The organism is Pseudomonas sp. NFXW11 (assembly GCF_049887815.1).
Taxonomy (GTDB): Bacteria; Pseudomonadota; Gammaproteobacteria; order Pseudomonadales; family Pseudomonadaceae; genus Aquipseudomonas.
In genome coordinates, this window is record NZ_JAGEKI010000029.1 from 20,109 (window position 1) to 44,046 (window position 23,938).

Annotated in this window: 21 protein-coding genes; 14 read left to right on the forward strand and 7 right to left on the reverse strand. The window is 63.6% G+C overall.

Annotated elements, in window-relative coordinates; translation table 11 throughout:
• Positions 1-51 precede the first annotated feature (51 nt).
• A complete protein-coding gene (locus tag J4P02_RS29395) occupies positions 52-462 on the forward strand; it encodes a hypothetical protein (protein WP_426197027.1) in 411 nt (136 codons plus the stop codon).
• Positions 463-595: 133 nt separating this feature from the next.
• On the opposite strand, the gene leuA is transcribed toward J4P02_RS29395, so the two are convergent.
• The 4 genes from leuA to J4P02_RS29415 all read right to left on the reverse strand — a co-directional run bounded on the left by leuA (position 596) and on the right by J4P02_RS29415 (position 5,782).
• Positions 596-2,275, reverse strand: coding sequence for a 2-isopropylmalate synthase (leuA, locus tag J4P02_RS29400; RefSeq protein ID WP_426197029.1), 1,680 nt, complete (start codon positions 2,273-2,275; stop codon positions 596-598).
• A 355-nt stretch (positions 2,276-2,630) separates the two neighbouring features.
• Complete coding sequence (locus J4P02_RS29405) at positions 2,631-3,452, reverse strand: peptidoglycan DD-metalloendopeptidase family protein (RefSeq protein ID WP_426197031.1); 822 nt, start codon at positions 3,450-3,452, stop codon at positions 2,631-2,633.
• Positions 3,453-3,455: 3 nt separating this feature from the next.
• Complete coding sequence (gene xseA / locus J4P02_RS29410) at positions 3,456-4,835, reverse strand: exodeoxyribonuclease VII large subunit (RefSeq protein ID WP_426197033.1); 1,380 nt, start codon at positions 4,833-4,835, stop codon at positions 3,456-3,458.
• Positions 4,832-5,782 carry a LysR family transcriptional regulator gene (locus J4P02_RS29415; RefSeq protein ID WP_426197035.1) on the reverse strand — a complete coding sequence of 317 codons (951 nt, stop codon included), beginning with the start codon at positions 5,780-5,782 and terminating at the stop codon, positions 4,832-4,834. The genes xseA and J4P02_RS29415 overlap by 4 nt, the downstream gene beginning before the upstream one ends.
• Before the next feature lie 100 nt (positions 5,783-5,882).
• On the opposite strand from J4P02_RS29415, the gene J4P02_RS29420 reads away from it, so the two are divergent.
• The 6 genes from J4P02_RS29420 to J4P02_RS29445 all read left to right on the forward strand — a co-directional run bounded on the left by J4P02_RS29420 (position 5,883) and on the right by J4P02_RS29445 (position 11,731).
• Entirely contained in the window at positions 5,883-6,653 is a 771-nt protein-coding gene (locus J4P02_RS29420) for a sulfite exporter TauE/SafE family protein (protein WP_426197037.1), read from the forward strand.
• A gap of 132 nt (positions 6,654-6,785) precedes the next feature.
• Positions 6,786-7,334, forward strand: a complete 549-nt coding sequence (locus J4P02_RS29425; RefSeq protein WP_426197039.1) for a sugar ABC transporter ATPase — start codon at positions 6,786-6,788, stop codon at positions 7,332-7,334.
• Between the two features lie 116 nt (positions 7,335-7,450).
• A complete protein-coding gene (gene guaB / locus J4P02_RS29430) occupies positions 7,451-8,920 on the forward strand; it encodes an IMP dehydrogenase (RefSeq protein ID WP_426197042.1) in 1,470 nt (489 codons plus the stop codon).
• A gap of 104 nt (positions 8,921-9,024) precedes the next feature.
• The gene (gene guaA, locus J4P02_RS29435) at positions 9,025-10,602 is read left to right on the forward strand and encodes a glutamine-hydrolyzing GMP synthase (RefSeq protein ID WP_426197044.1); all 1,578 of its coding nucleotides are present in this window, start codon (positions 9,025-9,027) and stop codon (positions 10,600-10,602) included.
• A gap of 323 nt (positions 10,603-10,925) precedes the next feature.
• Complete coding sequence (locus J4P02_RS29440; protein ID WP_426197046.1) at positions 10,926-11,204, forward strand: hypothetical protein; 279 nt, start codon at positions 10,926-10,928, stop codon at positions 11,202-11,204.
• Between the two features lie 5 nt (positions 11,205-11,209).
• Positions 11,210-11,731 carry a DNA-binding protein gene (locus J4P02_RS29445; protein WP_426197048.1) on the forward strand — a complete coding sequence of 174 codons (522 nt, stop codon included), beginning with the start codon at positions 11,210-11,212 and terminating at the stop codon, positions 11,729-11,731.
• 12 nt (positions 11,732-11,743) lie between these two features.
• Here J4P02_RS29445 and treR read toward each other — a convergent pair whose 3' ends face one another.
• A complete protein-coding gene (gene treR, locus J4P02_RS29450) occupies positions 11,744-12,448 on the reverse strand; it encodes a trehalose operon repressor (protein ID WP_426197050.1) in 705 nt (234 codons plus the stop codon).
• A gap of 229 nt (positions 12,449-12,677) precedes the next feature.
• Here treR and treP point away from each other — a divergent pair, with 229 nt between their 5' ends.
• The 7 genes from treP (at position 12,678) to tadA (ending at position 22,039) form a co-directional block, all read left to right on the forward strand.
• Complete coding sequence (gene treP / locus J4P02_RS29455) at positions 12,678-14,120, forward strand: PTS system trehalose-specific EIIBC component (protein WP_426197052.1); 1,443 nt, start codon at positions 12,678-12,680, stop codon at positions 14,118-14,120.
• A gap of 115 nt (positions 14,121-14,235) precedes the next feature.
• Entirely contained in the window at positions 14,236-15,891 is a 1,656-nt protein-coding gene (treC, locus tag J4P02_RS29460; RefSeq protein WP_426197054.1) for an alpha,alpha-phosphotrehalase, read from the forward strand.
• 58 nt (positions 15,892-15,949) lie between these two features.
• Entirely contained in the window at positions 15,950-17,173 is a 1,224-nt protein-coding gene (locus tag J4P02_RS29465; RefSeq protein WP_426197056.1) for a maltoporin, read from the forward strand.
• Between the two features lie 60 nt (positions 17,174-17,233).
• Positions 17,234-19,765: a phosphoenolpyruvate--protein phosphotransferase gene (ptsP, locus tag J4P02_RS29470; RefSeq protein ID WP_426197058.1), complete on the forward strand. Its 2,532-nt coding sequence runs from the start codon at positions 17,234-17,236 to the stop codon at positions 19,763-19,765.
• 2 nt (positions 19,766-19,767) lie between these two features.
• Entirely contained in the window at positions 19,768-20,058 is a 291-nt protein-coding gene (locus J4P02_RS29475) for a PTS transporter subunit EIIB (protein WP_426197060.1), read from the forward strand.
• Positions 20,059-20,177: 119 nt separating this feature from the next.
• Positions 20,178-21,554: a multicopper oxidase family protein gene (locus J4P02_RS29480; RefSeq protein WP_426197062.1), complete on the forward strand. Its 1,377-nt coding sequence runs from the start codon at positions 20,178-20,180 to the stop codon at positions 21,552-21,554.
• On the forward strand, positions 21,554-22,039 hold the full coding sequence (gene tadA, locus J4P02_RS29485; RefSeq protein ID WP_426197064.1) for a tRNA adenosine(34) deaminase TadA: 486 nt from the start codon (positions 21,554-21,556) through the stop codon (positions 22,037-22,039). The genes J4P02_RS29480 and tadA overlap by 1 nt, the downstream gene beginning before the upstream one ends.
• Before the next feature lie 148 nt (positions 22,040-22,187).
• Here tadA and cmoB read toward each other — a convergent pair whose 3' ends face one another.
• Together cmoB and cmoA are read right to left on the reverse strand one after the other, a co-directional pair.
• Positions 22,188-23,144, reverse strand: coding sequence for a tRNA 5-methoxyuridine(34)/uridine 5-oxyacetic acid(34) synthase CmoB (cmoB, locus tag J4P02_RS29490; RefSeq protein WP_426197066.1), 957 nt, complete (start codon positions 23,142-23,144; stop codon positions 22,188-22,190).
• The gene (gene cmoA / locus J4P02_RS29495) at positions 23,141-23,884 is read right to left on the reverse strand and encodes a carboxy-S-adenosyl-L-methionine synthase CmoA (RefSeq protein ID WP_426197068.1); all 744 of its coding nucleotides are present in this window, start codon (positions 23,882-23,884) and stop codon (positions 23,141-23,143) included. The genes cmoB and cmoA overlap by 4 nt, the downstream gene beginning before the upstream one ends.
• Between the last annotated feature and the right edge of the window lie 54 nt (positions 23,885-23,938).

The window sequence follows — 23,938 nt, forward strand, 5'->3', positions numbered from 1 at the left end:
CAAGCTTCAGGGAAGCAGGCCGATAGGACGTAGATCCAGGAGGAATCGTTTATGACCACCATCAACGCCAATACCGTCAATCCTTACCCGCCCACCACGCCGAAAGTGGTGATCGGCGAAGCCCAAGGCACTGCCACCAACCCGCTGGCGCCGGCCACTGAGGCTCAGGATGGCGATGACAAGGAGCTGCGGGTCAACTCCGCGGGTGCCGGCATCGATGCGGTGACAGGCGGGGGCGACCAGGTCAAGCAGCTGCAAAAGCAGATCGAGCAGACCCAGAAGGTGCTCGCCGAGCAGCAGGCGCAGTTGGCCAGTGTCGAGAAAGGGCAGCAGGCCAATGATCAACAGAAGGCCCAGCAAGCGATGGAGATCCAGACCCAGATCACGGTCACCAGCACCACCCTGCAAGTACTGCAAGCAGCGTTGGTGCAGGCCATGTTCAGCGTGGATGTGCATGCCTGAGGAGCAGCGACAAGTGGCAAGCGACAAGCTGCAAGTGGCTTACCGCTTGTAGCTAGCCACTTGCAGCTTGCAGCTGAAACTATGAGGCCCCGGGGAGTCGAGCTCCGCGGGGCCTTTTTTGTGCCTGTGCCTTTTAGGCGGCCTTGGCCTGCTGTTCGCTCAGGGAGCGGTTCAGCGCGCTGAACAGGGCCTTGAAGCTGGCAGTGGTGATGTTCTCATCGATGCCCACGCCATGCACCGCGCGTTCGCCGTTTACCCGCAGTTCGATGTAGGCCGCCGCCTTGGCGTTGGTACCCGCACCGATGGCGTGCTCGTTGTAGTCCATGATCTCCACCGGAATCGGCAGGCCGGCCACCAGGGCTTCCAGGGCGCCGTTGCCCTTGCCACGCCAGTGCAGGTTGGTTTCGCCCTGGCCCTTGCTGGACACTTCCACTTCCACGGCGCTGTGGCCGTTCTCTTCCTGCAGGCGATGGCTGACCAGCGCGTACGGGGTGTTGGCTTGCAGGTACTCGCTGTGCAACAGCGCGTGGATCTGCTGGGCTGTCATCTCCAGGCCCAGGCGGTCGGTTTCCCGCTGTACCACCTGGCTGAACTCGATCTGCATGCGACGCGGCAGGCTGATGCCGTATTCCTGTTCCAGGAGGTAGGCGATACCGCCCTTGCCCGACTGGCTGTTGACGCGGATCACCGCCTCGTAGCTGCGGCCGATATCGGCCGGGTCGATCGGCAAGTACGGCACTTCCCACAGCGCGTCGTCCTTCTGCTGGGCAAAGCCTTTGCGGATCGCATCCTGGTGGGAGCCGGAGAACGCGGTGTGGACCAGGTCACCGACATAAGGGTGACGCGGGTGCACGGCAATCTGGTTGCACTCTTCCACCACCTTGCGCACGCCGTCGATATCGGAGAAGTCCAGCTGCGGATTGATGCCCTGGGTGTAGAGGTTCAGGGCCACGGTCACCAGGTCGACGTTACCGGTGCGCTCGCCGTTGCCGAACAGGCAGCCTTCGACACGGTCGGCGCCGGCCATCAGCCCCAACTCGGTGGCGGCCACGCCGGTGCCACGGTCGTTGTGGGTGTGCAGGCTGATGATCACGCTGTCGCGGCGGTTGATATGGCGGCAGAACCACTCGATCTGGTCGGCATAGATGTTCGGCGTTGCCACTTCCACGGTGGCCGGCAAGTTGAGGATCACCTTGTGTTCCGGGGTGGCGTTCCAGACTTCCACCACGGCGTCGCAGACTTCCTTGGCGAACTCCAGTTCGGTGGCGCTGAAGGTCTCGGGCGAGTACTCGAACTGCCACTGGGTTTCCGGCTGTTGGGCCGCGTACTTGACGAACAGCTTGGCCGCGTTCACCGCAATTTCCTTGACCCCGGCCTTGTCCTGGTTGAAGACAATGCGGCGGAACGAAGGGCTGGTGGCGTTGTACAGGTGGACGATGGCTTTCTTCGCCCCACGCAAGGATTCGAAGGTGCGCGCGATCAAGTCTTCACGGGCCTGGGTCAGCACCTGGATGGTGGTGTCGTCCGGGATGTGGCCGTCTTCGATCAGGGTGCGCACGAAGTCGAAGTCGGTCTGCGAAGCGGACGGGAACGAGGCTTCGATTTCCTTCACGCCGACCGCCACCAGGGTTTTCCAGAAACGCAGCTTCTTCGCCGCATCCATTGGCTCGATCAGCGACTGGTTGCCATCACGCAAGTCCGAGCTGCACCAGATCGGCGCGCTGGTGATGGTTTTCGACGGCCAGGTGCGGTCCGGTATGTTGATAGTCGCAAACGCGCGGTACTTGGAGGACGGGTCTTTGAGCATGGTCATGGCGAGATCCTTAGTGTCCGGGCCGAAAAGAGGCGGCCAGCCGGTGAGTCAAGAGTGAGGTGTTGACGCAGGGGATGAGGCACCGCGATTCAGCCAGGCAGTCGTGCGCTGACGAGGCACAGGCTCCGGTGTTGACGACGCTGAATGAGGGTGTGAGAGGTTTTCATGGGCTCAACCCTAACCACTGGGGTTAAAGATGGCAAGCAGTCGAAAAAAATTGAGAGGAATACTCGAAATAGAAGCTATATCGAGATTTTATGCTGGGCATTCCTTTAAAGAATAACAGGGATTGCGCAGACCTGATGGCTTGCGCAATCCCTGCCTGAGTCGGCTTTCCTGCAAATCGGGCCTGGGATCAGGGTTGGAAGGCGCCGATAAAGATTGCCGGATCGACCCGCGCGTCGTTCAGGCTGACGTTCCAATGCATATGCGGGCCGGTGGCGCGTCCGGTCGATCCGACCTTGCCCACCACCGCGCCACGGGCCAGGCTCTGGCCGACTTTCACATCGATCTTCGACATGTGGCAGAACATGCTGATAAAGCCCTGGCCGTGATCGACGAATACCGTATTGCCATTGAAGAAGTAGTTGCCGGTGAGTACCACCTTGCCCGCGGCCGGGGTCTTGATCGGGGTGCCAGCCGGTACGGCGAAGTCCAGTCCTGAATGAGGATTGCGTTCCTCGCCATTGAAGAAGCGGCGTACGCCGAACTTGCTCGACAGCGGGCCGTTCACCGGCTTGTCCAGCAGCAGGTTGCTCGGTGTGTTGGGGCTGAAACCGCGGTAGGCGCGGATCTGCTCCGCCAACTCGGCGTCGATGCGCTTGAGGTCGGCCGGGTTCGGGTTGACCTGGCGCTGGTTCTTCAGGGTGATGTGCTGCTCGGGGTATTTCTTGCTGCCGACCACAAAGTTCAGGTCGCGGCCGCCGGCATTCACCTGCTGGGTTCCGGGCTTGACCGTCAGCGGTATGCCGACGATGGCCAACCAGTTGTTCTGCTCCTTGACCACCAGCACCGGCTTGCCCTGGTAGCTGGCCTTGGGCGCCTGGGCGGCATTGCCCAGGTCGAGCACGGCCACGCCGCCGGGCACCGGCTTGTTCAGCAGGCGAGTGATGTAGCTGTCGGCGTTGGCGTTGCAGGCCAGGCAGAGCAATAACAGGGAGCAGAGAAAACGCGGCATCGATCAGTCCAGTAGTGAAAGGGTGACAGGTGTCAGGTGGTTGTCCTCGACCCGCACCTGCAGTTGGCCTTCACCCAGGCGGGCGGTCAGGCGCTGGCCGTTCTGGGTTTGCGCAGCGTTGCGGATGGCCTGGCCGCGCTCGTCCAGAAGAATGCTATAGCCCCGGCCCAGAGTGGCCAGCGGGCTGACCACATGCAGGGTCTGCATTTGGCTGTGCAACTGCAGGCGCCGGGCCTTCAGGCCTTCACGCATGGCCCGGGGCAGACGTTCGGCAAGGCTGTCCAAGCGTTGGCGCAACAGCGCCAGCTGGCGCCCCGGGTGCTGGGCGCCAAGGCGGGTCTCCAGGCGTATCAGGCGCTCGCGCCGGGTATTGAGGCTGCGTTCGAAAGCCCGGCGCAGGCGCATGTCCAGGTCGTCCAGGCGCTGTGCCTGCTGGCGCAGGCGTTCACCCGGGTGGCGCAGGCGCCGGGCCAGGCCATCCAGGCGCAGGCGTTCGCGCATCAGCCGGTCGCGCATGCGCAGCACCAGGCGGCGCTGCAGGCTGTCGACCCGGCGTTGCAGGTCGCTGGAGTCCGGTGCCAGCAATTCAGCGGCGGCGGAGGGCGTGGGAGCGCGTACGTCGGCGACGAAATCGCTGATGGAAACATCGGTTTCATGGCCGACGGCACTGACGATCGGCGTTACGCAGGCGGCCACCGCCCGCGCCACGGGTTCTTCATTGAAGCACCAGAGGTCTTCCAGAGAGCCGCCGCCGCGTGCCAGGATCAGCGCGTCGAAACCCCGGGCATCAGCCAGCTGCAAGGCCCGGACAATCTGCGCCGTGGCCTCGCGACCCTGTACCGCCGTGGGAATCAGGGTCAGGGCTACCTGGGGCGCGCGACGGCGAAACACGCTGATGATGTCGCGAATCACCGCGCCGGTAGGCGAGCTGATGATGCCGATGCGTTGTGGATGAGCCGGCAGCGGCACTTTGCGCTCGGCGCTGAACAAGCCTTCGGCGCTGAGCTTGTCTTTCAGTGCATCGAAGGCCAGGCGCAGGGCGCCATCGCCGGCCGGCTCCACGGTATCGAGGATCAGCTGGTAGTCACCGCGGCCCTCGAACAGCGAGACCTTGCCCCGCACCTTGACCGCCAGGCCGTCCTTCAGGGCCTGGCGTACCCGCGCGGCATTTTGCCGAAACAGCGCGCAGCGTACCTGGGCACCGCTGTCCTTGAGGGTGAAGTAGACGTGGCCGGAAGCCGGGCGGGCGAGGTTGGAGATCTCGCCTTCGACCCAGATATTGCTGAACACGTCCTCGAGCAGCACCCGGGCGCGGCCGTTGAGCTGGGTGACAGTGAGGACCTCGCGGTCCAGGCCGAGTCGTGCAAAGGGATCTTTAATCATGGGGCGCAGTTTAAAGGCCTGTCCGGCGCAGGAACAACGTCAATCGACAGATCCAGGCCCTGGCGGAAATGCTCGACGAACTGTGTCACCAGGGGCGTCGGCTGCTGGCGGCAGGCCAGTGCGACACAGCTCTGGCAGTCAGCGTCGGCCAGGGGCAGGAAGCGGATGCTGGCCGGGGCGATGTCCTGCATCGATTCGGGCAGCAGGGCAATGCCGAAGCCGGCCTGGATCAGTTGCAGCTGGGTGGTCTTGCGTGACATCACCCGCGCCGCCTTGGGAAAGAAGCCCTGGCGCATGCACAGCTCGGCCGACAGGTAACTCAGGCCACCGCGTTGTGGGTGAGGAATGGAAATAAACGCCTCATCCCTGAGCTGGGCCAGATCCACCCCGCCAGGAGGAGGGTTCAGCGCCAGTGGATGTTGCGGTGGCACGGCCAGCAGCAAGGGCTCGCTGAACAGCGGCATTATTTGCACCCCTTCGCGTTGGCGCAGCACCGGCAGGCGCAACAGCCCGACATCCAGCCGACCCTCGGCGATTTCTTCCAGCTGCGCTTCGGAAGACAGTTTGACGATGTCCATCGAGGCCCCAGGGCAGCGCTGCAAGTAGCCACTGATACCTCGCAGCAAGCGGCCGCTCATGGGCACGGTGCTGGAGTGGCTCAGGCGCAGAGTGCCCAACTGCCCCTGGCCAATCTGGGTCGCCAGCTCGCCGGCCTTGTGCAGTTCGGTCAGCAGGTTGCGCGCCTTGGGAAAGAAGGCTTCGCCGGCGGCGGTCAGCCTGGGCAGGCGCGCGGTGCGTTCGAACAGCGGGGTTTGCAGCTGGTTTTCCAGCTCCTTGATCTGCCGGCTCAGGGCCGATTGGGCAATGAACAGGCGCTCTGCGGCGGCGCTGAAACTGCCGCATTCGGCGATTTCCACGAAGTAGCGCAGTTGACGGGTCGAAATCACCAGGTATGCCTTTTTGCGATGGGTGGAGGGCTTTGACGATATTAGTCGCAAGTCTCGCCGCTGGCTAAAGTCACAACCTACTGTTTGAGGAAGTGCTGCGATGAGTCTGTTGTTCGAGGGTTTGAACCAGTGGTCCTTTGGCCCGGGAGCTTGGCTGGCGATCGGCCTGGGTATCGCGCTGGCCTACATAGTGTTCGGCATCGCCGGGTTCGGCACGGCCCTGGTGGCGGGGCCGATCCTGATCCTGTTCATGCCACTGTCGAAGATAGTGCCGCTGTTGGTGTTGCTGGATTTCGTCGCCGCCTTCGGCAATCTGCTGCCGTCGCGCAAGGATGTGGCCAAGCCCGAACTGCTGCGCCTGCTGCCGTGCATGGCCCTGGGCTGCACCCTGGGGGTGATCTTCCTGCTGAATCTCAAATCCGATGTGCTGCTTCTGCTGATGGGGCTGTTTATCAGTGCTTATGCGGTCTACAGCTTGTGGGTGAAGGCCCGTCCGACCCAACTGGCTGCCGGCTGGTCGGTGCCGATGGGCGTAGTGGGCGGCCTGTTCGGTGCGCTGTTCGGTAGCGGCGGCTTTCTCTATGCGATCTACCTCAATAGTCGCTTGCCCAAGGACCCGGCGCGGGCCACCCAGAGTGCCCTGATCAGTTGCAGCACCGTGGTGCGCCTGAGTCTGTTCGCGCTGGCCGGGGTGTATGCTGAGTTGCCATTGCTGCTGTTGGCCGGGTGCTTGTTGCCGTCGATGGCGTTGGGCTTGTGGGTGGGGCGGCGCTTGACCCTGAAGTTGTCTCGGGAGGCGTTTGTGCGTCTGGTGACCTGGCTGGTGCTGGCCAGTGGGGTTGCCTTGATCGGGCGTTATCTGAGCACTTGACCTGCGGGGTTCAGGGATTAAGCTGCGGGCCTTCACGTCCATTCGCCGGCAAGCCGGCTTCTACAATCAACGGTAGGAGCCGGCTTGCCGGCGAACGCGTTCGTACTGTCCCAGCACGTTTCAGGCTCATCCATGAACTCGCAAAGCATCCTCGTCCCGAAAATTTCCACCCTGCCGGTGCACGAGCCTCGGGCCCGGGCGATCTTGCGCTGGCTGGTGCGCAAGAACATCGTCGAGGAAAACCTCAGCACCTGCGGGCGCAGCGGCAATCGCATGGCCCATGCCATTGCCCCGGGCGCCCGCGACGTGGTGCTCAACCCTGACGCGCTGCCCTTCGGCGAGGCGATCAATGGCCTGGAGATCGTCACCAAGCGCTGCATCTATACCCCGGCCAAGGGCTTTCTCGAGGAAGCCGGCTGCGCCGAGTGCCGCCAGGAAATCGGCGAGGCACTGTTCGAAAGCCTGGAGGACTGGATGCCCGGGCGTACCGACAACTTCATCTGCCCGGAATGCGGCCATGAAGATGACATCAATGGTTTCCTGTTCCTGCAGGCGTGCGGTTTTTCCAACCTGGGGTTTATCTTCAACAACTGGGCCGAGGCGGGGTTCAAGCAGAGTTTTATCGACGAGTTCGCCGACTGGCTGGACCAGCCGGTGAGCTGGGTGAAGGTGGAGTGCTAGAGGGGTGATCTCTCCATCTATCACTCCAGCGATATTAGCCAGAGTTTTACATTGAGCCCGGGTAGGTGTCTGAGTATAATGGCGCGCTTCCATTTTCCCGCCCGGGAGCCCCCGCGATGCTGCGTATCAGCCAAGAAGCCCTCACCTTCGACGACATCCTCTTAGTGCCCGGTTATTCCGAAGTACTGCCTAATGAAGTCAGTCTAAAGACCCGTTTGACCCGTGGCATCGAGCTGAATATTCCACTGGTTTCCGCCGCTATGGACACCGTCACTGAAGCCCGTCTGGCAATCGCCATGGCTCAGGAAGGCGGCATCGGCATCATCCACAAGAACATGACCATCGAGCAGCAAGCTGCCGAAGTGCGCAAGGTCAAGCGTTTCGAAGCCGGTGTGGTCAAAGACCCCATCACCATCGAAGCCGACGCCAGCGTGCGTGATCTGCTCGAACTGACCCGCATGCACAACATCTCCGGCGTGCCAGTGCTGCACAACGGCGACCTGGTGGGCATCGTCACCTCCCGTGACGTGCGTTTCGAAAGCCGCCTGGACGTCAGCGTGCGCGAAGTGATGACGCCCAAAGAGCGTCTGGTCACCGTCAAGGAGGGCGCCGACAAGAGCGCCGTCCGCGAGCTGCTGCACAAGCACCGCATCGAGCGCGTGCTGATCGTCGATGACGCCTTCGCCCTCAAGGGCATGATGACCGTCAACGACATCGAGAAAGCCAAGGCTTACCCACTGGCCAGCAAGGACGACCAGGGTCGCCTGCGGGTGGGTGCTGCGGTTGGCACCGGCAAGGACACCGGTGAGCGCGTTGCCGCCCTGGTCAATGCCGGCGTCGACGTGGTGGTGGTGGACACCGCTCACGGTCACTCCAAAGGCGTGATCGACCGCGTCCGCTGGGTCAAGGAAAACTTCCCGCAAGTGCAGGTGATCGGCGGCAACATCGCCACCGGCGCTGCCGCCAAGGCCCTGGCTGAAGCGGGCGCCGACGCCGTCAAGGTGGGCATCGGCCCAGGCTCGATCTGCACCACCCGTATCGTTGCCGGTGTCGGCGTGCCGCAAATCAGCGCCATTGCCAATGTGGCTGCGGCCCTGGCCGGTACTGGCGTGCCGCTGATCGCCGACGGCGGTATCCGCTTCTCCGGTGACCTGTCCAAGGCCATCGTTGCCGGTGCTTCCTGCGTGATGATGGGTTCGATGTTCGCCGGTACCGAAGAGGCTCCAGGCGAAGTCGAGCTGTTCCAGGGTCGTTCCTACAAGGCTTACCGTGGCATGGGCTCGCTGGGCGCCATGGCACAGGCCCAGGGCTCCTCGGATCGCTACTTCCAGGACTCCTCCGCCGGTGCCGAGAAGCTGGTGCCGGAAGGTATCGAAGGCCGTGTGCCGTACAAGGGCGCCCTGGCTGCGATCATCCACCAGCTGATGGGCGGCCTGCGTTCGTCCATGGGCTACACCGGCAGCGCCACCATCGAAGAGATGCGCACCAAGCCGGAGTTTGTCCGCATCACCGGCGCCGGCATGGCTGAATCCCACGTCCACGACGTGCAGATCACCAAGGAAGCGCCCAACTATCGCGTAGGTTGATAGTGATCGCCTTCAGGCCCAGGCCTGCAGGCGATCGACGAATTTAGTAACCGGGGCTGTGTTTTTCAGCCCCGTGTCGTTTCTGAAATTAGACGAGACTGACCATGGCCCTCGACATTCACGCTCACCGTATCCTGATCCTCGACTTCGGTTCCCAGTACACCCAGCTGATCGCCCGCCGCGTGCGCGAGATCGGTGTCTACTGCGAACTGCATCCGTTCGACATGGACGACGAAGCGATCCGCGAATTCGCTCCCAAAGGCGTGATCCTCGCCGGCGGTCCCGAGTCCGTGCACGAAGCCAACAGCCCGCGTTGCCCGCAAGCGGTGTTCGACCTGGGCGTCCCGGTCTTTGGCATCTGCTATGGCATGCAGACCATGGCCGAGCAGATGGGCGGCAAGGTCGAAGGTTCCGAGCTGCGTGAATTCGGTTACGCGCGGGTCGATGTGGTAGGCAAGAGCCGCCTGCTGGACGGCATCGAAGACCACGTCGACGCCGACGGCCTGTTCGGCCTCGACGTGTGGATGAGCCACGGTGACAAGGTCACCAAGATGCCGGCGGACTTCCATGTCCTGGCCAGCACCCCGAGCTGCCCGATTGCCGGCATGTTCAACGACGAACTGCGTTACTACGGCGTGCAATTCCACCCGGAAGTGACCCACACCAAGCAGGGCGGTCGCATCCTCTCGCGTTTCATCCTCGATATCTGCGAGTGCGAAGCACTGTGGACTCCGTCGAAGATCGCCGACGACGCCATTGCCCAGATCCGCGCCCAGGTTGGCAGCGACAACGTCCTGCTGGGCCTGTCCGGCGGTGTCGACTCTTCGGTGGTAGCGGCCCTGCTGCACAAGGCTATTGGCGACCAGTTGACCTGCGTGTTCGTCGACAACGGCCTGCTGCGTCTGCACGAAGGCGAGCAAGTGATGGCCATGTTCGCCGAGAACATGGGGGTCAAGGTGATCCGCGCCAATGCCGAGCAGCAGTTCCTCGATAACCTGGCCGGCGAAGCCGACCCGGAGAAGAAGCGCAAGATCATCGGCCGTACCTTCATCGATGTGTTCGATGCCGAATCCTGCAAGCTGGAAAACATCAAGTACCTGGCCCAGGGCACCATCTACCCGGACGTGATCGAGTCGGCTGGCGCGAAAAGCGGCAAGGCCCACGTGATCAAGTCGCACCACAACGTGGGCGGCCTGCCGGAAGAAATGAACCTCAAGCTGGTAGAGCCACTGCGCGAGCTGTTCAAGGACGAAGTCCGTCGTCTGGGCCTGGAACTGGGCCTGCCGTACGACATGGTCTACCGTCACCCGTTCCCGGGCCCGGGCCTGGGCGTGCGCATCCTCGGTGAAGTGAAGAAGGAATACGCCGACCTGCTGCGTCGCGCCGACCACATCTTCATCGAAGAACTGCGCAAGGCCGACTGGTACCACAAGGTCAGCCAGGCGTTCGTGGTGTTCCAGCCGGTGAAATCCGTGGGCGTGGTGGGCGACGGTCGTCGTTACGCCTGGGTCGTGGCCTTGCGTGCCGTGGAAACCATCGACTTCATGACCGCACGTTGGGCGCACCTGCCTTACGAGCTGCTGGAAACCGTCAGCGGCCGGATCATCAACGAGATCGAAGGCATCTCCCGCGTCACCTACGACGTGTCGAGCAAGCCGCCAGCCACCATCGAGTGGGAATGATCGGAGCCGAGTGATCGGCGTTTGATCCATTCGCGGTAAACAATGGCGATCGGAACCTTCGGGGGCCGATCGCCATTGTCGTTTCTGGGTGTTTGCATTCGGCGCCTGGGGCATTTGTGTTGCGGGATTTTTGCAAACCAGGCTTTTCAAGCGTCCGGCAATATCACGTAAGACATGTTCGGCGCTGTGCTCCGGGCTTCTCTCTACCCTTGAGTCTTCCCCCCGCTGTTGCTGTCGCGGCTGGTCCGCTGAGCGGGTTTGTTCGGGGTTATTTTGGTTGTCAGTTGACAACCAAATTTTGCTGGCGATACTGGAGGCTACGGATGGCTCGTGCAACACATCCCAAGAAGGACATTGAAATGGCTCTGCGCTACGCCGAATGGCAGGGCTGGCGGATCGAGGTGGGGGGTGGTCACGCCTGGGGACGGATCTACTGCCCGTACAACAACGAGGTATGTCGCTGTGGCGAGTTCTGCATCACCAGCGTGTGGCGCACGCCGAAGAATCCGACCCAGCATGCCCGAGCACTGTGCCGGGTAATCGACAACTGCACCGTGAACCAGCTGCGCGGGCCCAAGGCCCAGGCAGCCCGTCAGGAGTAAGCACCATGGAATACCTGTTCACCCTCAACTACCTGCTGCCGCTCCAGGGCTGCGATCCGCTGCAACTGGTGGAGCGCCTGGGCGCGGCGGGCTGCACCGATGTCCTGGTGGGCAGCGGGCTGGCCGGGCGCCTGGCCCTGGAATTCACCCGCGAGGCAGAGAGCGCCGAAGCCGCGCTGCTCAGCGCCCTGGGCGATATCAAGCGGATTATTCCCGAGGCGCGGCTGGTGGAAGCCAGCCCGGATTTCGTCGGCCTCAGCGAAATTGCCGAAATCGTCGGGGTGTCCCGGCAGAACATGCGCAAGTTGATGCTCGGCCATGTCGACAGCTTTCCCCTGGCGATCCATGAGGGCAGCACCTCGCTGTGGCACCTGGCGGAAGTCTTGAGCTGGCTCGACAGCAAGGGGGGCTATGCCCTCGAACACCCGGTGATCGAGGTGGCGCGGGTGGCGCAGCAGGTCAATGCGGCCAAGGAGTCACAGCGCACCGGCCCCTTGAACAGCGAATTTGCGGCCTTGCTCGGCTGAGGCTTGCGCCGCCTAGCGGCGCGCCACGTCAGAGAAGTAGAACTTGTCCAGGGTGTGCCGTGATTCGGTGTATTCGAACTGCCGGCCATCCTGGAGGAAGGTCTGGTTGCTCACCACGATCACATGGCTCTGGCCGTCCAGGTCCAGCAGTTGCTGGTCATCCTTGCTTCGCGGGCTGGCCTCGATGGTGCGCTGGGCATAGCTGATGTTCAGTTGCAGGGTCTGTTCGATGTAGGCGTAGATCGAATGCTCGGCGATCTGCCGGTCGAGCCCCGGAATCAGTTCGGCGACAAAGTGGTTGATGTCGAGAATCACCCGCTTGCCATCGATGCGCCGCACCCGCTTGATCCGTGTGATCAGGCTGCCTTCCTCGGCCTGCAAGTGGCTGCGCAGCGCTCCCTGCAAGGGGAACTGGCTGAACTCCACCACCTCGGTGCTCACGTCGTCCCCCAGGCGTGGATAGGTTTCCTGGAAGCTGACGATGCCGCCCAGCTGGAACTCGATGGGGTTGGGCGACAGCACAAAGGTGCCCTTGCCATGGAGCTTCTGCGCAAAACCGCGTTCCTGCAGCAGTTCGATGGCCTTGCGCACGGTGCCGCGGCTGGCCTGGTAGCTGTCCATCAGTTCGCTTTCCGAAGGCAGGCGGGCGCCGCGCTCCAGGCGTTCGGTGGTGATGCTGGCAAGCAGATCGCTGTAGATCTGGTTGTATTTGCTCATGGAATGGCTCGGTGCCGGACTGTGCTCAAGGCAGGCACCTTAAGGGCTGGGTGGGGTACTTGTCCATGTGGTCAGGCACTGGTTGCCCAGGCCTTGATACGGGGTACAGGTGATGGGTAGAAGAAATTTCCAGACTCGTCTGTACGAGTTATTGCTTTAACTCGTACAGACGAGTAACTTGCCCCTCGGCGTGCTGCCAATAACAAGAATCTCAGGTGGAAGAACAAGCATGAGCCACGACTATTCAACAATCGCCAGCGAGTTGCTGCACAGCCTCGGTGGCGCCGACAACCTCGAACAGGCCGCGCACTGCGTGACCCGCCTGCGCCTGGCCCTCAAGGACCCAAGCCGGGTCGACAGCGCCACCCTGAACCAGATCGAGCTGGTCAAGGGCTCGTTCTTCACCGGTGGCCTGTTCCAGGTGGTGATTGGCCCCGGCGAGGTGGAAAAGGTCTACGCGGCCTTGCGCCAGCAGACCGGCCTTGCGGCCTCCACCATTGCCGATGTGAAAGAAAAGGGCGCGCAGAAAACCCACGCCATGCAGCGCCTGGTACGGGTGTTCTCCGATGTGTTCATGCCCATTCTGCCGGCCCTGATCATTGCCGGCCTGCTGATGGGGGTGAACAACCTGCTGGGTGCCAAGGGCATGTTCATCCCGGGCCAGACCCTGCTCGAGGCCTATCCGGGGCTGGACGGGCTGTGGAGCCTGATCAACCTGATGGCCAACACCTCTTTCGTGTTCCTGCCGGCGCTGGTGGGCTGGTCGGCGGCCAAGCGCTTTGGCGGCAGCGAGATTCTCGGCATCGTCCTCGGCCTGATGCTGGTGCACCCGGACTTGCTCAACGCCTGGAACTACGGCAAGGCGGTGGCCGGGCTGGATGGCCAGAGCCTGCCGTACTTCGATATTTTCGGCCTGTTCCAGATCGAGAAGGTGGGCTACCAGGGGCAGATCTTGCCGATCCTGCTGGCCGCCTATGTCATGAGCGTGATCGAGAAATGGTTGCGGGCCCGGGTACCCAATGCCATCACCCTGCTGGTGGTGCCCATCACCACCATAGTGGTCACCGGTGTGCTGGCCCTGGCCATCATCGGCCCGGTCACCCGCCACCTGGGCATCCTTATCACCGAAGGCGTGGTCACCCTGTTCGACCTGGCCCCGGTGCTCGGCGGCGCCATCTTCGGCCTGCTCTACGCGCCGCTGGTGATCACCGGCATGCACCACATGTTCCTCGCCGTGGACCTGCAATTGATCGCCACCCAGGGCGGCACCTTCATCTGGCCGATGATCGTCATGTCCAACCTGGCCCAGGGCAGCGCGGCGCTGGCGGTGTTCGTCATGAGTCGTAACGCCCGGGACCGCAGCATGGCCTCGACCTCGGCGATTTCCGCCTACTTTGGCATCACTGAACCGGCGATGTTCGGCGTCAACCTGCGCTACAAGTTTCCCTTCTACGCCGCGCTGATCGGCTCGGCCCTGGGCAGCATCTTCCTCTCGCTGAACAAGGTCCAGGCCTCGGCCATCGGCGTTGGCGGGCTGCCGGGGTTCATCTCGATCATTCCGCAGTACATCCCGATGTTCGTCGTCGGCATGTTCATCGCCCTGTTGGTGCCCTTCGTGCTCACCTGCGGCCTCAGCCTGAAGATCATCCGTCCCGGCTACCGCGTGGCCTGATCAATCGCATCGCGAGCAAGCTCGCTCCTACATGGCCGCCCATTCCTCTGTAGGAGCGAGCTTGCTCGCGATAAGGCCCATTCGGCCCGCACCCACCCCATTGAAGGAACCCACCATGCAAGACTGGCAGCGTTCGGTGATCTACCAGATCTACCCGAAGAGTTTTCACAGCCACCAGGGCCAGGCCACCGGCGACTTGCTGGGCGTGGTGGACAAGCTCGACTACCTGCACTGGCTGGGGGTCGATTGCCTGTGGCTGACGCCGTTCCTGCGTTCGCCGCAGCGTGACAACGGCTATGACATCAGCGACTACTACGCCATCGATCCGAGCTACGGCAGCATGGCCGACTGCGAGTTGCTGATCGCCGAAGCCGGCAAGCGCGGCATCAAGCTGATGCTCGACATCGTGGTCAACCACACCTCCATCGAGCACACCTGGTTCCAGCAGGCCCGCAGCAGTCTCGACAACCCCTACCGCGACTTCTACATCTGGCGCGATGCACCCAACAACTGGGAATCCAAGTTCGGCGGTTCGGCCTGGGAATACGAAGCGCAGACCGGCCAGTACTACCTGCACCTGTTCGACCACACCCAGGCCGACCTCAACTGGGACAACCCCCAGGTGCGCGCCGAAGTGTTCAAGATGATGCGCTTCTGGCGCGACAAGGGCGTCGGTGGTTTCCGTCTCGACGTGATCAACCTGATCTCCAAGCCGGCGGATTTTCCCGAGGACCAGAGCGACGGCCGCCGCTTCTACACCGACGGCCCGAACGTCCACGAGTACCTGCAGGAAATGCACCACGAAGTGTTCGCCGGGCATGACCTGGTGAATGTCGGCGAGATGTCCTCGACCCGCCTAGACCACTGCATCCGCTACTCGAATCCAGAGTCGCGGGAGTTGTCCATGACCTTCAACTTCCATCACCTGAAGGTCGATTACCCCAATCAGCAAAAGTGGCTGCGGGCCGATTTCGACTTCCTCGAACTCAAGCGCATCCTCTCCGACTGGCAGACCGGCATGCAGGCGGGTGGCGGCTGGAACGCGCTGTTCTGGTGCAATCACGACCAACCCCGGGTGGTGTCGCGCTTTGGCGACGACGGCGAGCACCGGGTGGTGTCGGCGAAGATGCTGGCTACGGCCTTGCACCTGCTGCAGGGCACGCCCTTTGTCTACCAGGGCGAAGAGCTGGGCATGACCAATCCGCACTTCGAACGTATCGAGCAGTACCGCGATGTCGAGACCCTGAATATCCACCGCCTCAAGTGCGACGCCGGGGAACAGCCCGAGGCAATCATGGCGGCGATCCAGCAGAAGTCCCGGGACAACGGACGCACGCCCATGCAGTGGAATGCCGGGCTCAATGCCGGCTTCAGCCGCGCCGAGCCGTGGATCGGCATTCCGGCCAATGCCGCCCAGATCAATGTCGAGGCGCAGCTCGAGGATACCGATTCAGTGCTGCATCACTACCGCCAGCTGATTGCCCTGCGGCGTCACGAGGCACTGATCCAGCACGGCCGCTATCGCCAGCTGCTGCCCGAGCATGGCCAGGTCTGGGCCTATGTGCGTGAAGGCGAGGGCGAGCACCTGCTGGTGGTGAACAACTTCTACGGCACGCCGTGCGCGGTCGAGTTGCCGCAAGGCGTTATCGGCGAAGGCATGCAACAGCGCCTGCTGATCAGCAACTACCCGGGCCCTGGGCCTCGCAGCCGGCAATTGCAGCTGCGGCCTTACGAATCCTTCGTCCTGCACCTGACCCAACCCCTGTTGTAGGCGCCGCTTTGCCGGCTCCAACCAATCGAAACATCAGAATAAAAATAATCGGTGGCTTATGAAAACAATGATCAATCGCGGCCTGGCCGCCTCCTGCCTGTGCCTGGCATTGCCCTTTCCGGCCCAGGCCCTGGAGTTTGCCGGCTACCTGCGCAGCGGCCTGGGCACCTCGGTCAACAGCGGCTCGCAATCCTGTTTCCAGTTGCCCGGGGCGCAGTCCAAGTACCGCCTGGGCAACGAGTGTGAACAGTACGCCGAGCTGGAGTTGCGCCAGGACCTGTACACCCTGGAAGACGGCTCGGTGCTCAGCGTCGACGGCATGGCCTCGCTGTACAACCGCTACGATCGCAACCTGACGTTCCAGGGCGAGAACGGCTCGGCGCGCATGCCGCAGATGTATGCCCAGTGGTCGAACCTGCCGAGCCTCAATGGTGGGTCGTTGTGGGCCGGGCGGCGTTACTACAAGCGTAACGACATCCATATCTCCGACTTCTACTACTGGAACCAGAGCGCCACCGGTGGCGGTATCGAGGATGTGCGCATCGGCGACCTGAAATACAGCTACGCCTTTTCCCGCAAGGACAACCTCTACCAGAAGCAGGCCGTGAGCCGTCACGACTTCAACGTCGCCGGCTTCCAGGTCAACCCCGGCGGCGAGCTGGAGCTGGGCCTGAGCTACCTGGAGAAACCCGATCGGCGTGGCGCCCACAATGGCTGGGCGATCACCACCCAGCATGTGCAGAAGGACTTTCTCGGTGGCAAGAACAAGCTCGCCCTGCAATACGGCGAGGGCCCGGGTACTGGCCTGGGCTACACCGGCAACCCCTACCTGGACGACGGCAACAAGAGCTATCGCCTGGTGGAGTTCTTCGACTGGCAACTGACCCCGCGCTTCGGCGGCCAGGTGGAAGCGGTGTATCAGAAAGACATCCGCCCCGACGGCCAGGACCAGAACTGGATCTCCCTCGGCGTGCGCCCGGCCTATGCCATCAGCGAGCAGTTCAAGCTGGTGACCGAGTTCGGCCACGATCAAGTCGAGGCTCCTGGGGGCACCCGCAAGCTCAGCAAATTCACCTTTGCCCCTACGTGGTCGCCCAAGGGGCCGGAGTTCTGGGCCCGGCCCGAGGTGCGCCTGTACTACACCTATGCCAGTTGGAACGAAGCGGCCAAGCGCGCGGCCAATGAACTGGCCGCAGGTTCTGCATTGTCCGACAGCGGTGTGTTCGGCAATGCCCGGCACGGTGCGAACGTCGGTTTGCAGGTCGAGTACTGGTGGAAATAAGCGATGCTGTCGGGGCTCGCGCTCCATCGGCACTTCAAGGAATCAACCGCAGGTGACCTTATGGCCATAACCCAACCCATGCCATTGCTGGCGCCCCTGTCCGGGGTGCTGCTGCCCCTGGAGCAGGTTCCCGACCCGGTGTTTGCCAGCCGGGTGATCGGCGACGGGCTGTGCATCGACCCCACTTCCCAGACCCTGTGCGCGCCCTTGTCCGGGGTGGTCAGCAATCTGCAGCACAGCGGTCATGCCGTGAGCATCACAGGTGAACAGGGCCAGCAGATCCTGCTGCATATCGGCCTGGATACAGTGCAACTGGCGGGGAAGGGTTTCACCTGCCTGGTGCAGGAAGGCCAGCAGGTCAGCGCCGGCCAGCCCCTGATCGAGTTCGATGCCGACTACCTGGCCCTGCATGCCCGCAGCCTGCTGACCCTGATGCTGGTGGTCAGCGGCGAGGCGCTGACCACGCTGGTTAGCGGTACAGAGCTGGTGGAGCAGGGGCAGCCGCTGCTGCGCCTCGACTCCACTGCCGAATCGGTGGCCGAGCCGGACGTTGAAGTGGGTCAGGCGCTGTTCTCCAAGCCGCTGATCCTGGGCAATCCCCAGGGGCTGCATGCGCGCCCGGCGGCGGTGCTGGCCCAGGCGGCCAAGGGCTTTTCCTCGACCCTCTGCCTGCATCGGCGCCAGGACTCGGCCAACGCCAAGTCCCTGGTGTCGATCATGGCCTTGCAAACGGTGCAGGGCGATACCTTGCAAGTCAGCGCCGCGGGGGCGGATGCCGAGCAGGCGATCCAGGCACTGGTGGCGCTGCTGTCCAGCGGCTGTGGTGAAAAGATCAGCCCTGCACCTGCACCCGAGCCAGTGACGGTGCTTGAGGAACCGCTGGAAAAGATCCTCTGTGGCGTCTGTGCCTCACCGGGTTCGGCCAGCGGCCAGGTGTTCCAGGTGATCGAGCAGCAGCTGCATATCGATGAGTCGGCCAGCAATCCCCAGCAGGAAGGTGAAGTGCTGAAATGGGCCCTGGGCGATGCCCGCCGGGCCCTGCAGGCACTGGGCGCCAACGCCGGTAACCAGGCGCAGCAGGAGATCTTCCAGGCGCACCAGGAACTGCTGGACGACCCCGACCTGCTGCAGCAGGCCCGGGCCTTGATCCGCGACGGCAAGAGCGCGGCCTTTGCCTGGAACAGCGCCATCACCGCCACCGCCGAGCTGTTCAAGGGCCTGGGCAGCAGCCTGCTGGCGGAGCGCGCGGTGGATCTGGTGGATGTCGGGCAACGGGTGCTGAAGCTGTTGCTCGGGGTGCAGGAGCATGCCCTGGCCCTGCCGGAGCGGGCGATCCTGATCGCCGAGCAACTGACCCCATCGCAAACCGCCAGCCTGGATACCGCCAGGGTCATGGGCTTTGCCACTGTCGGCGGCGGCGCCACCAGCCATGTGGCGATCCTGGCCCGGGCCCTGGGCCTGCCGGCGATCTGTGGCCTGTCACCGCGGGTGCTGGGGCTGGCCAATGGCACCCAGGTGCTGCTGGAGGCCGAGCGTGGCCGGCTGCACCTCGACCCGGCGCCACAACTGCTGCAGCAGCTCGAGGCCCAGCGCCAGCAGCAACGCCAGCGTCAGCAGCAGGACCTGGCCCAGGCCAGCGAGCCCGCGGTGACCCGCGACGGTCATCACCTTGAGGTCACGGCCAATATCGCTTCCCTGGCGGAGGCCGAGCAGGCCGTGCGCCTGGGCGGCGAAGGGGTCGGCCTGCTGCGTTCGGAATTTCTCTACCAGGACCGCAGCCAGGCGCCGAGCGCCAAAGAACAGGCCGACACCTATCAGGCCATCGCCCAGGCCCTGGGGCCGACGCGCAACCTGGTGGTACGGACCCTGGACGTGGGCGGCGACAAGCCCCTGGCCTACGTGCCCATGGAGCACGAGGCCAACCCCTTTCTCGGCCTGCGCGGCATTCGCCTGTGCCTGGCCCGTCCTGAACTGTTGCAACAGCAGCTGCGGGCGATTCTCGCCAGTGCCGGGCACACACGCCTGCACATCATGTTGCCGATGGTCAGCCAGCTGTCGGAGTTGCGTCGTGCGCGCCAGTTGCTGGAGCAGGAAGTGCAGGCCCTGGGCCTGGCCCAGTGCCCCAAGCTGGGGATCATGATCGAAGTGCCGTCGGCGGCGCTGATGGCGGATCGCTTCGCCCCCGAGGTGGATTTCTTCTCCATCGGCACCAACGACCTGACCCAGTACACCCTGGCCATGGATCGCGATCATCCGCGCCTGGCCGGCCAGGCCGACAGCTTTCACCCGGCGGTGCTGCGCCTGATCGCCAGCACGGTCCAGGCCGCCCACGCCCATGGCAAGTGGGTCGGGGTGTGCGGGGCCCTGGCCTCCGAGACCCTGGCGGTGCCGCTGTTGCTGGGTCTGGGGGTGGACGAGTTGTCGGTGAGCGTGCCGCTGATTCCGGCGATCAAGGCGCGGGTGCGGGAGCTGGACCTGGCCGAGTGCCAGGCACTGGCCACGCGCATCATCCACCTGGAAGACGCCACGCAAGTACGTGAGTGTCTGCAACAGCAGCAGGTTAGCGCCGACTCACTGGTCCTGGAGAACTGAAGATGTTCGAGAAACTACAGCAGGCGTTCTGGAAAGCCCTGACCCCGGATCTGGTCCCCGATCAGCCGCAAGCCGGCAATCCCGGCACCCGTGTGCTGAATGAGCCAATGCTGGCGGCACTGGGGGGCAGCGCCAATATCAAGAGCCAGCAACCACTGGCCCTGACCCGGCTGCGCCTGGAACTGCATGATCCGCAGTTGCTGGATGCGGTTGCCCTGCGGCTGGCCGGGGTGCCAGCGGTGATGCCCCTGGGCGCAGGCGTGGTGCATCTGCTGCTGGGGTTGCAGGGCTGAAGCGTTGCCTGCCTGCGTCCCGTCGCCACGCCGGCCTTACCGTTTCGCAACTGCGGGTGTATCGTATTCGCCTTTTTGCGGGCCAGGGCCTGCGGCAGATACGTGAGGTAGTTGAGTCCATGTCCTTTACCCGTCGACAAATACTCGGTGGTCTGGCCGGTCTGGTAGTGGTGGGCGTGGGAGCGGGCGGCGCCTCGCGTTACTGGCTGGGAAAAATGGCCGATGCCGACGCCGGTCACGACTACGAGCTGATCGCCGCGCCCTTGGACGTGGAACTGGTGCCAGGACACAGGACCGAAGCCTGGGCCTTTGGCCCTTCGGCGCCGGGCACTGAACTGCGGGTACGCCAGGGCGAGTGGCTGCGGGTGCGTTTCATCAATCACCTACCGGTGGCCACCACCATCCACTGGCATGGTATCCGCCTGCCCCTGGAAATGGACGGCGTGCCCTACGTCTCGCAATTGCCGGTACTGCCCGGCGAATACTTCGACTACAAGTTCCGCGTGCCGGATGCCGGCAGCTACTGGTACCACCCTCACGTCAACAGCAGCGAGGAACTGGGCCGCGGCCTGGTGGGCCCGCTGATCGTCGAGGAGCGTGAACCCACCGGCTTCAAATACGAGCGCACCCTGAGCCTGAAGAGCTGGCATGTGGACGAAGAGGGCGCCTACCTGCCGTTCAGCATTCCCCGGGAAGCGGCACGCGGCGGCACCGCCGGGCGCTTGTCCACCATCAACGGCGTGTCCCAGGCGGTGATCGATCTGCCGGCCGGGCAGATCACCCGGGTGCGCCTGCTCAACCTGGACAACACCCTGACCTACCGCATCAACATTCCCGACGCCGAAGCGCAGATCTACGCCCTGGATGGCAACCCCATCGAGCCGCGACCGCTGGGCAAGGAATACTGGCTGGGCCCGGGCATGCGCATCTGCCTGGCGATCAAGGCCCCGGCGGCGGGCACCGAGCTGTCCCTGCGCAACGGCCCGGTGCGCCTGGGCACCTTGCGTTCGGTGGCCAACAGCGATGCCCCGACTCAGTGGCCGCCAGCCTTGCCGGCCAACCCGGTGGCGGAGCCGGACATCGACAATGCCGAGAAGCTCAACTTCAATTTCGAATGGGTGGGCTCGGTGTCGGTGAATGTCGACAACGGCAAGCCGCCAAGCCTGTGGCAGATCAACGGCAAGGCCTGGGACATCACCGACAAGACCTGCGCCGACCGCCCGATCGCCACCTTGAAAAAGGGCAAGAGCTACATTTTCGAATTGAAGAACATGACCCAGTACCAGCACCCGATCCACTTGCACGGCATGAGCTTCAAGGTCATCGCCTCGAACCGCAAGAAGATCACCCCCTACTTCACCGACACCTACCTGCTGGGCAAGAACGAGCGCGCCCGGGTGGCGCTGGTGGCGGATAACCCCGGAGTGTGGATGTTCCACTGCCACGTGATCGACCATATGGAAACCGGCCTGATGGCCGCCATCGAGGTGGTGTGATGCGCCAGATACGCCCGGCGATCATCGACCGCAGTCGTGATCAGGAATTTATGCGCGAAGCCCTGGCCCTGGCTGCCGAGGGCGCGGCCCTGGGGGAAGTGCCGGTGGGCGCGGTGCTGGTGGTGGACGGGCAGATCATCGGCCGTGGCTTCAACTGCCCCATCAGCGGCAACGACCCCAGCGCCCATGCCGAGATGGTGGCGATCCGCGCGGCGGCCCAGGTGCTGAGCAACTATCGGCTGCCGGGCAGCACCCTGTACGTGACCCTGGAACCCTGCAGCATGTGCGCCGGGCTGATCGTGCATTCGCGCATTGCCCGGGTGGTGTATGGCGCTCTGGAACCCAAGGCCGGCATCGTGCAGAGCCAGGGGCAGTTCTTTACCCAGGGCTTTCTCAATCACCGGGTGCTCTATGAAGGCGGGGTGCTGGCCGAGGAGTGCGGCACGGTACTCAGCGAATTCTTCAAGGCGCGCCGGGCGCGCTGATCCCAAACCGGTTCGCGGCCTACACAAAACTGTAGGAGCCGGCTTGCCGGCGAAGAGGCCCTTGAGCCTTGCAGCGCTTTGGCGGGCGCCTTCGCTGGCAAGCGGAGCGCCGCCCGGCCAGCTCCTACAAGTAGGCCGAGGGCTGTGCTTATTTCCTGGCGACAATCACCGCGCGCATCGGCGCCGGCAGGCCTTCGATGGTCTTGCTGTGATCCTCGGGGTCGAGGAAGTCGCTCAGCGACTGGTACTTCATCCACTCGGTGCTGCGTTGCTCCTCGACGCTGGTCAGGCTCACGTCCACGCAGCGCACGTCACTGAAGCCGGCACGTCGCAGCCACAGCTCCAGGGCCGGTACCGACGGCAGGAACCACACGTTGCGCATCTGCGCGTAACGGTCCTCGGGCACCAGCACCTGGTGCCGGTCGCCTTCCACCACCAGGGTTTCCAGCACCAGTTCGCCGCCCTTGACCAGGCAGTCCTTGAGCGCCAGCAGGTGCTCGATCGGCGAACGGCGGTGGTAGAACACCCCCATGGAAAACACCGTGTCGAAGCCTTCCAGGTTGGCCGGCAGGTCTTCGAAGGGGAACGGCAGGTGCCACACCGCAGGCTGCGACAGGTAGCGCTGCACCGCCTGGAACTGGCAGAAGAACAGCCAGTTGGGGTCGACGCCGATCACGCTGTGGGCGCCGGCGCCGAGCATGCGCCACATGTAGTAGCCGTTGCCGCAGCCGACATCGAGGATGCGCTTGCCTGCAAGGTTCAGGTGCGGGGCCACCCGCGACCATTTCCAGTCCGAACGCCATTCGGTGTCCACATGCACGCCGAACAGGTCGAAGGGCCCCTTGCGCCACGGCGACAAGCCCATCAGGGCGCTGTGCATCTGCGCGCGAGTGGCGTCGTCGCAGTCGGTGTCCAGGCGCAGGCCGTTGAGCAGGTCGACTTCGCTGGGCTGGATCTGCGGCAGTGCATCCAGCGCGCTTTGCCAGCGCTCCAGGTCGCCGTGGCCTTTCTCCAGCTTGGCGTCGAGCTGGGCTTGCAGGCCAGCGGCCCATTCGGCCAGGGGCGTACCCGCCATACGGCGAGCGAGGGGGGACAGATCAATCATGGCAAGGCAATCAACGAGGCAAAATTAAGACACTGGAACCACGGCACGACTTTCGAGAACCCGGCGGCCAGCAGGCGTTCGCGGTGTTCTTCGAGGCTGTCGGGCTTCATGACGTTTTCGATGGCGCTGCGCTTCTGGGCAATTTCCAGTTCGCTGTAGCCGTTGGCGCGCTTGAAGGCGATATGCAGGTCGGTGAGCAGCGTATGTTCCTGGCTGTCGTTGAAGCGCAGCTTCTCCGAGAGAATCAGCGCGCCACCGGGCAGCAACGACTGGCGAATACGCCCGAGCAGGGCCTGGCGCTGCTCCGGGGCGATGAACTGCAAGGTGAAGTTCAGCGCCACCACCGAGGCCGGCTGGAACTCCAGGGCGAGGATATCGCCTTCGACCACCTGTACCGGCAGCAGCTCCTGGAACATCGAGTCCTGGGCGTTGAGGTATTCCCGGCAGCGCTCGACCATGGCCGTGGAGTTGTCCACCGCGATCACCCGGCAACCTTCGCTGCGCACATGGCGGCGCAGCGACTGGGTCACCGCGCCCAGGGAGGCGCCCAGGTCGTAGAGCAGGCTATTGGGCTGGGCGAACTGCGCGGCCAGCACCCCGAGGTTCTCGACAATGGTCGGGTAACCCGGCACCGAGCGCTTGATCATGTCCGGGAACACCCGCACCACGTCCTCGTTGAAGGCGAAGTCGGGCACCTGGGCCAGGGGCTGGGCGAATAGGCGATCGGGTTCTTTGCTCACGGCGGTTCCGGCGATGGAGAAATAAACAGGGGCGGCATTGTAGCCGCTGACGCC

Excerpts from the sequence above, each read along its gene's own strand:
- J4P02_RS29395 (WP_426197027.1), top strand. The coding sequence starts at position 52 with ATGACCACCATCAACGCCAATACCGTCAATCCTTACCCGCCCACCACG.
- leuA (WP_426197029.1), bottom strand. The coding sequence starts at position 2,275 with ATGACCATGCTCAAAGACCCGTCCTCCAAGTACCGCGCGTTTGCGACT.
- J4P02_RS29405 (WP_426197031.1), bottom strand. The coding sequence starts at position 3,452 with ATGCCGCGTTTTCTCTGCTCCCTGTTATTGCTCTGCCTGGCCTGCAAC.
- xseA (WP_426197033.1), bottom strand. The coding sequence starts at position 4,835 with ATGATTAAAGATCCCTTTGCACGACTCGGCCTGGACCGCGAGGTCCTC.
- J4P02_RS29420 (WP_426197037.1), top strand. The coding sequence starts at position 5,883 with ATGAGTCTGTTGTTCGAGGGTTTGAACCAGTGGTCCTTTGGCCCGGGA.
- J4P02_RS29425 (WP_426197039.1), top strand. The coding sequence starts at position 6,786 with ATGAACTCGCAAAGCATCCTCGTCCCGAAAATTTCCACCCTGCCGGTG.
- guaB (WP_426197042.1), top strand. The coding sequence starts at position 7,451 with ATGCTGCGTATCAGCCAAGAAGCCCTCACCTTCGACGACATCCTCTTA.
- guaA (WP_426197044.1), top strand. The coding sequence starts at position 9,025 with ATGGCCCTCGACATTCACGCTCACCGTATCCTGATCCTCGACTTCGGT.
- J4P02_RS29440 (WP_426197046.1), top strand. The coding sequence starts at position 10,926 with ATGGCTCGTGCAACACATCCCAAGAAGGACATTGAAATGGCTCTGCGC.
- J4P02_RS29445 (WP_426197048.1), top strand. The coding sequence starts at position 11,210 with ATGGAATACCTGTTCACCCTCAACTACCTGCTGCCGCTCCAGGGCTGC.
- treR (WP_426197050.1), bottom strand. The coding sequence starts at position 12,448 with ATGAGCAAATACAACCAGATCTACAGCGATCTGCTTGCCAGCATCACC.
- treP (WP_426197052.1), top strand. The coding sequence starts at position 12,678 with ATGAGCCACGACTATTCAACAATCGCCAGCGAGTTGCTGCACAGCCTC.
- treC (WP_426197054.1), top strand. The coding sequence starts at position 14,236 with ATGCAAGACTGGCAGCGTTCGGTGATCTACCAGATCTACCCGAAGAGT.
- J4P02_RS29465 (WP_426197056.1), top strand. The coding sequence starts at position 15,950 with ATGAAAACAATGATCAATCGCGGCCTGGCCGCCTCCTGCCTGTGCCTG.
- ptsP (WP_426197058.1), top strand. The coding sequence starts at position 17,234 with ATGGCCATAACCCAACCCATGCCATTGCTGGCGCCCCTGTCCGGGGTG.
- J4P02_RS29475 (WP_426197060.1), top strand. The coding sequence starts at position 19,768 with ATGTTCGAGAAACTACAGCAGGCGTTCTGGAAAGCCCTGACCCCGGAT.
- J4P02_RS29480 (WP_426197062.1), top strand. The coding sequence starts at position 20,178 with ATGTCCTTTACCCGTCGACAAATACTCGGTGGTCTGGCCGGTCTGGTA.
- tadA (WP_426197064.1), top strand. The coding sequence starts at position 21,554 with ATGCGCCAGATACGCCCGGCGATCATCGACCGCAGTCGTGATCAGGAA.
- cmoB (WP_426197066.1), bottom strand. The coding sequence starts at position 23,144 with ATGATTGATCTGTCCCCCCTCGCTCGCCGTATGGCGGGTACGCCCCTG.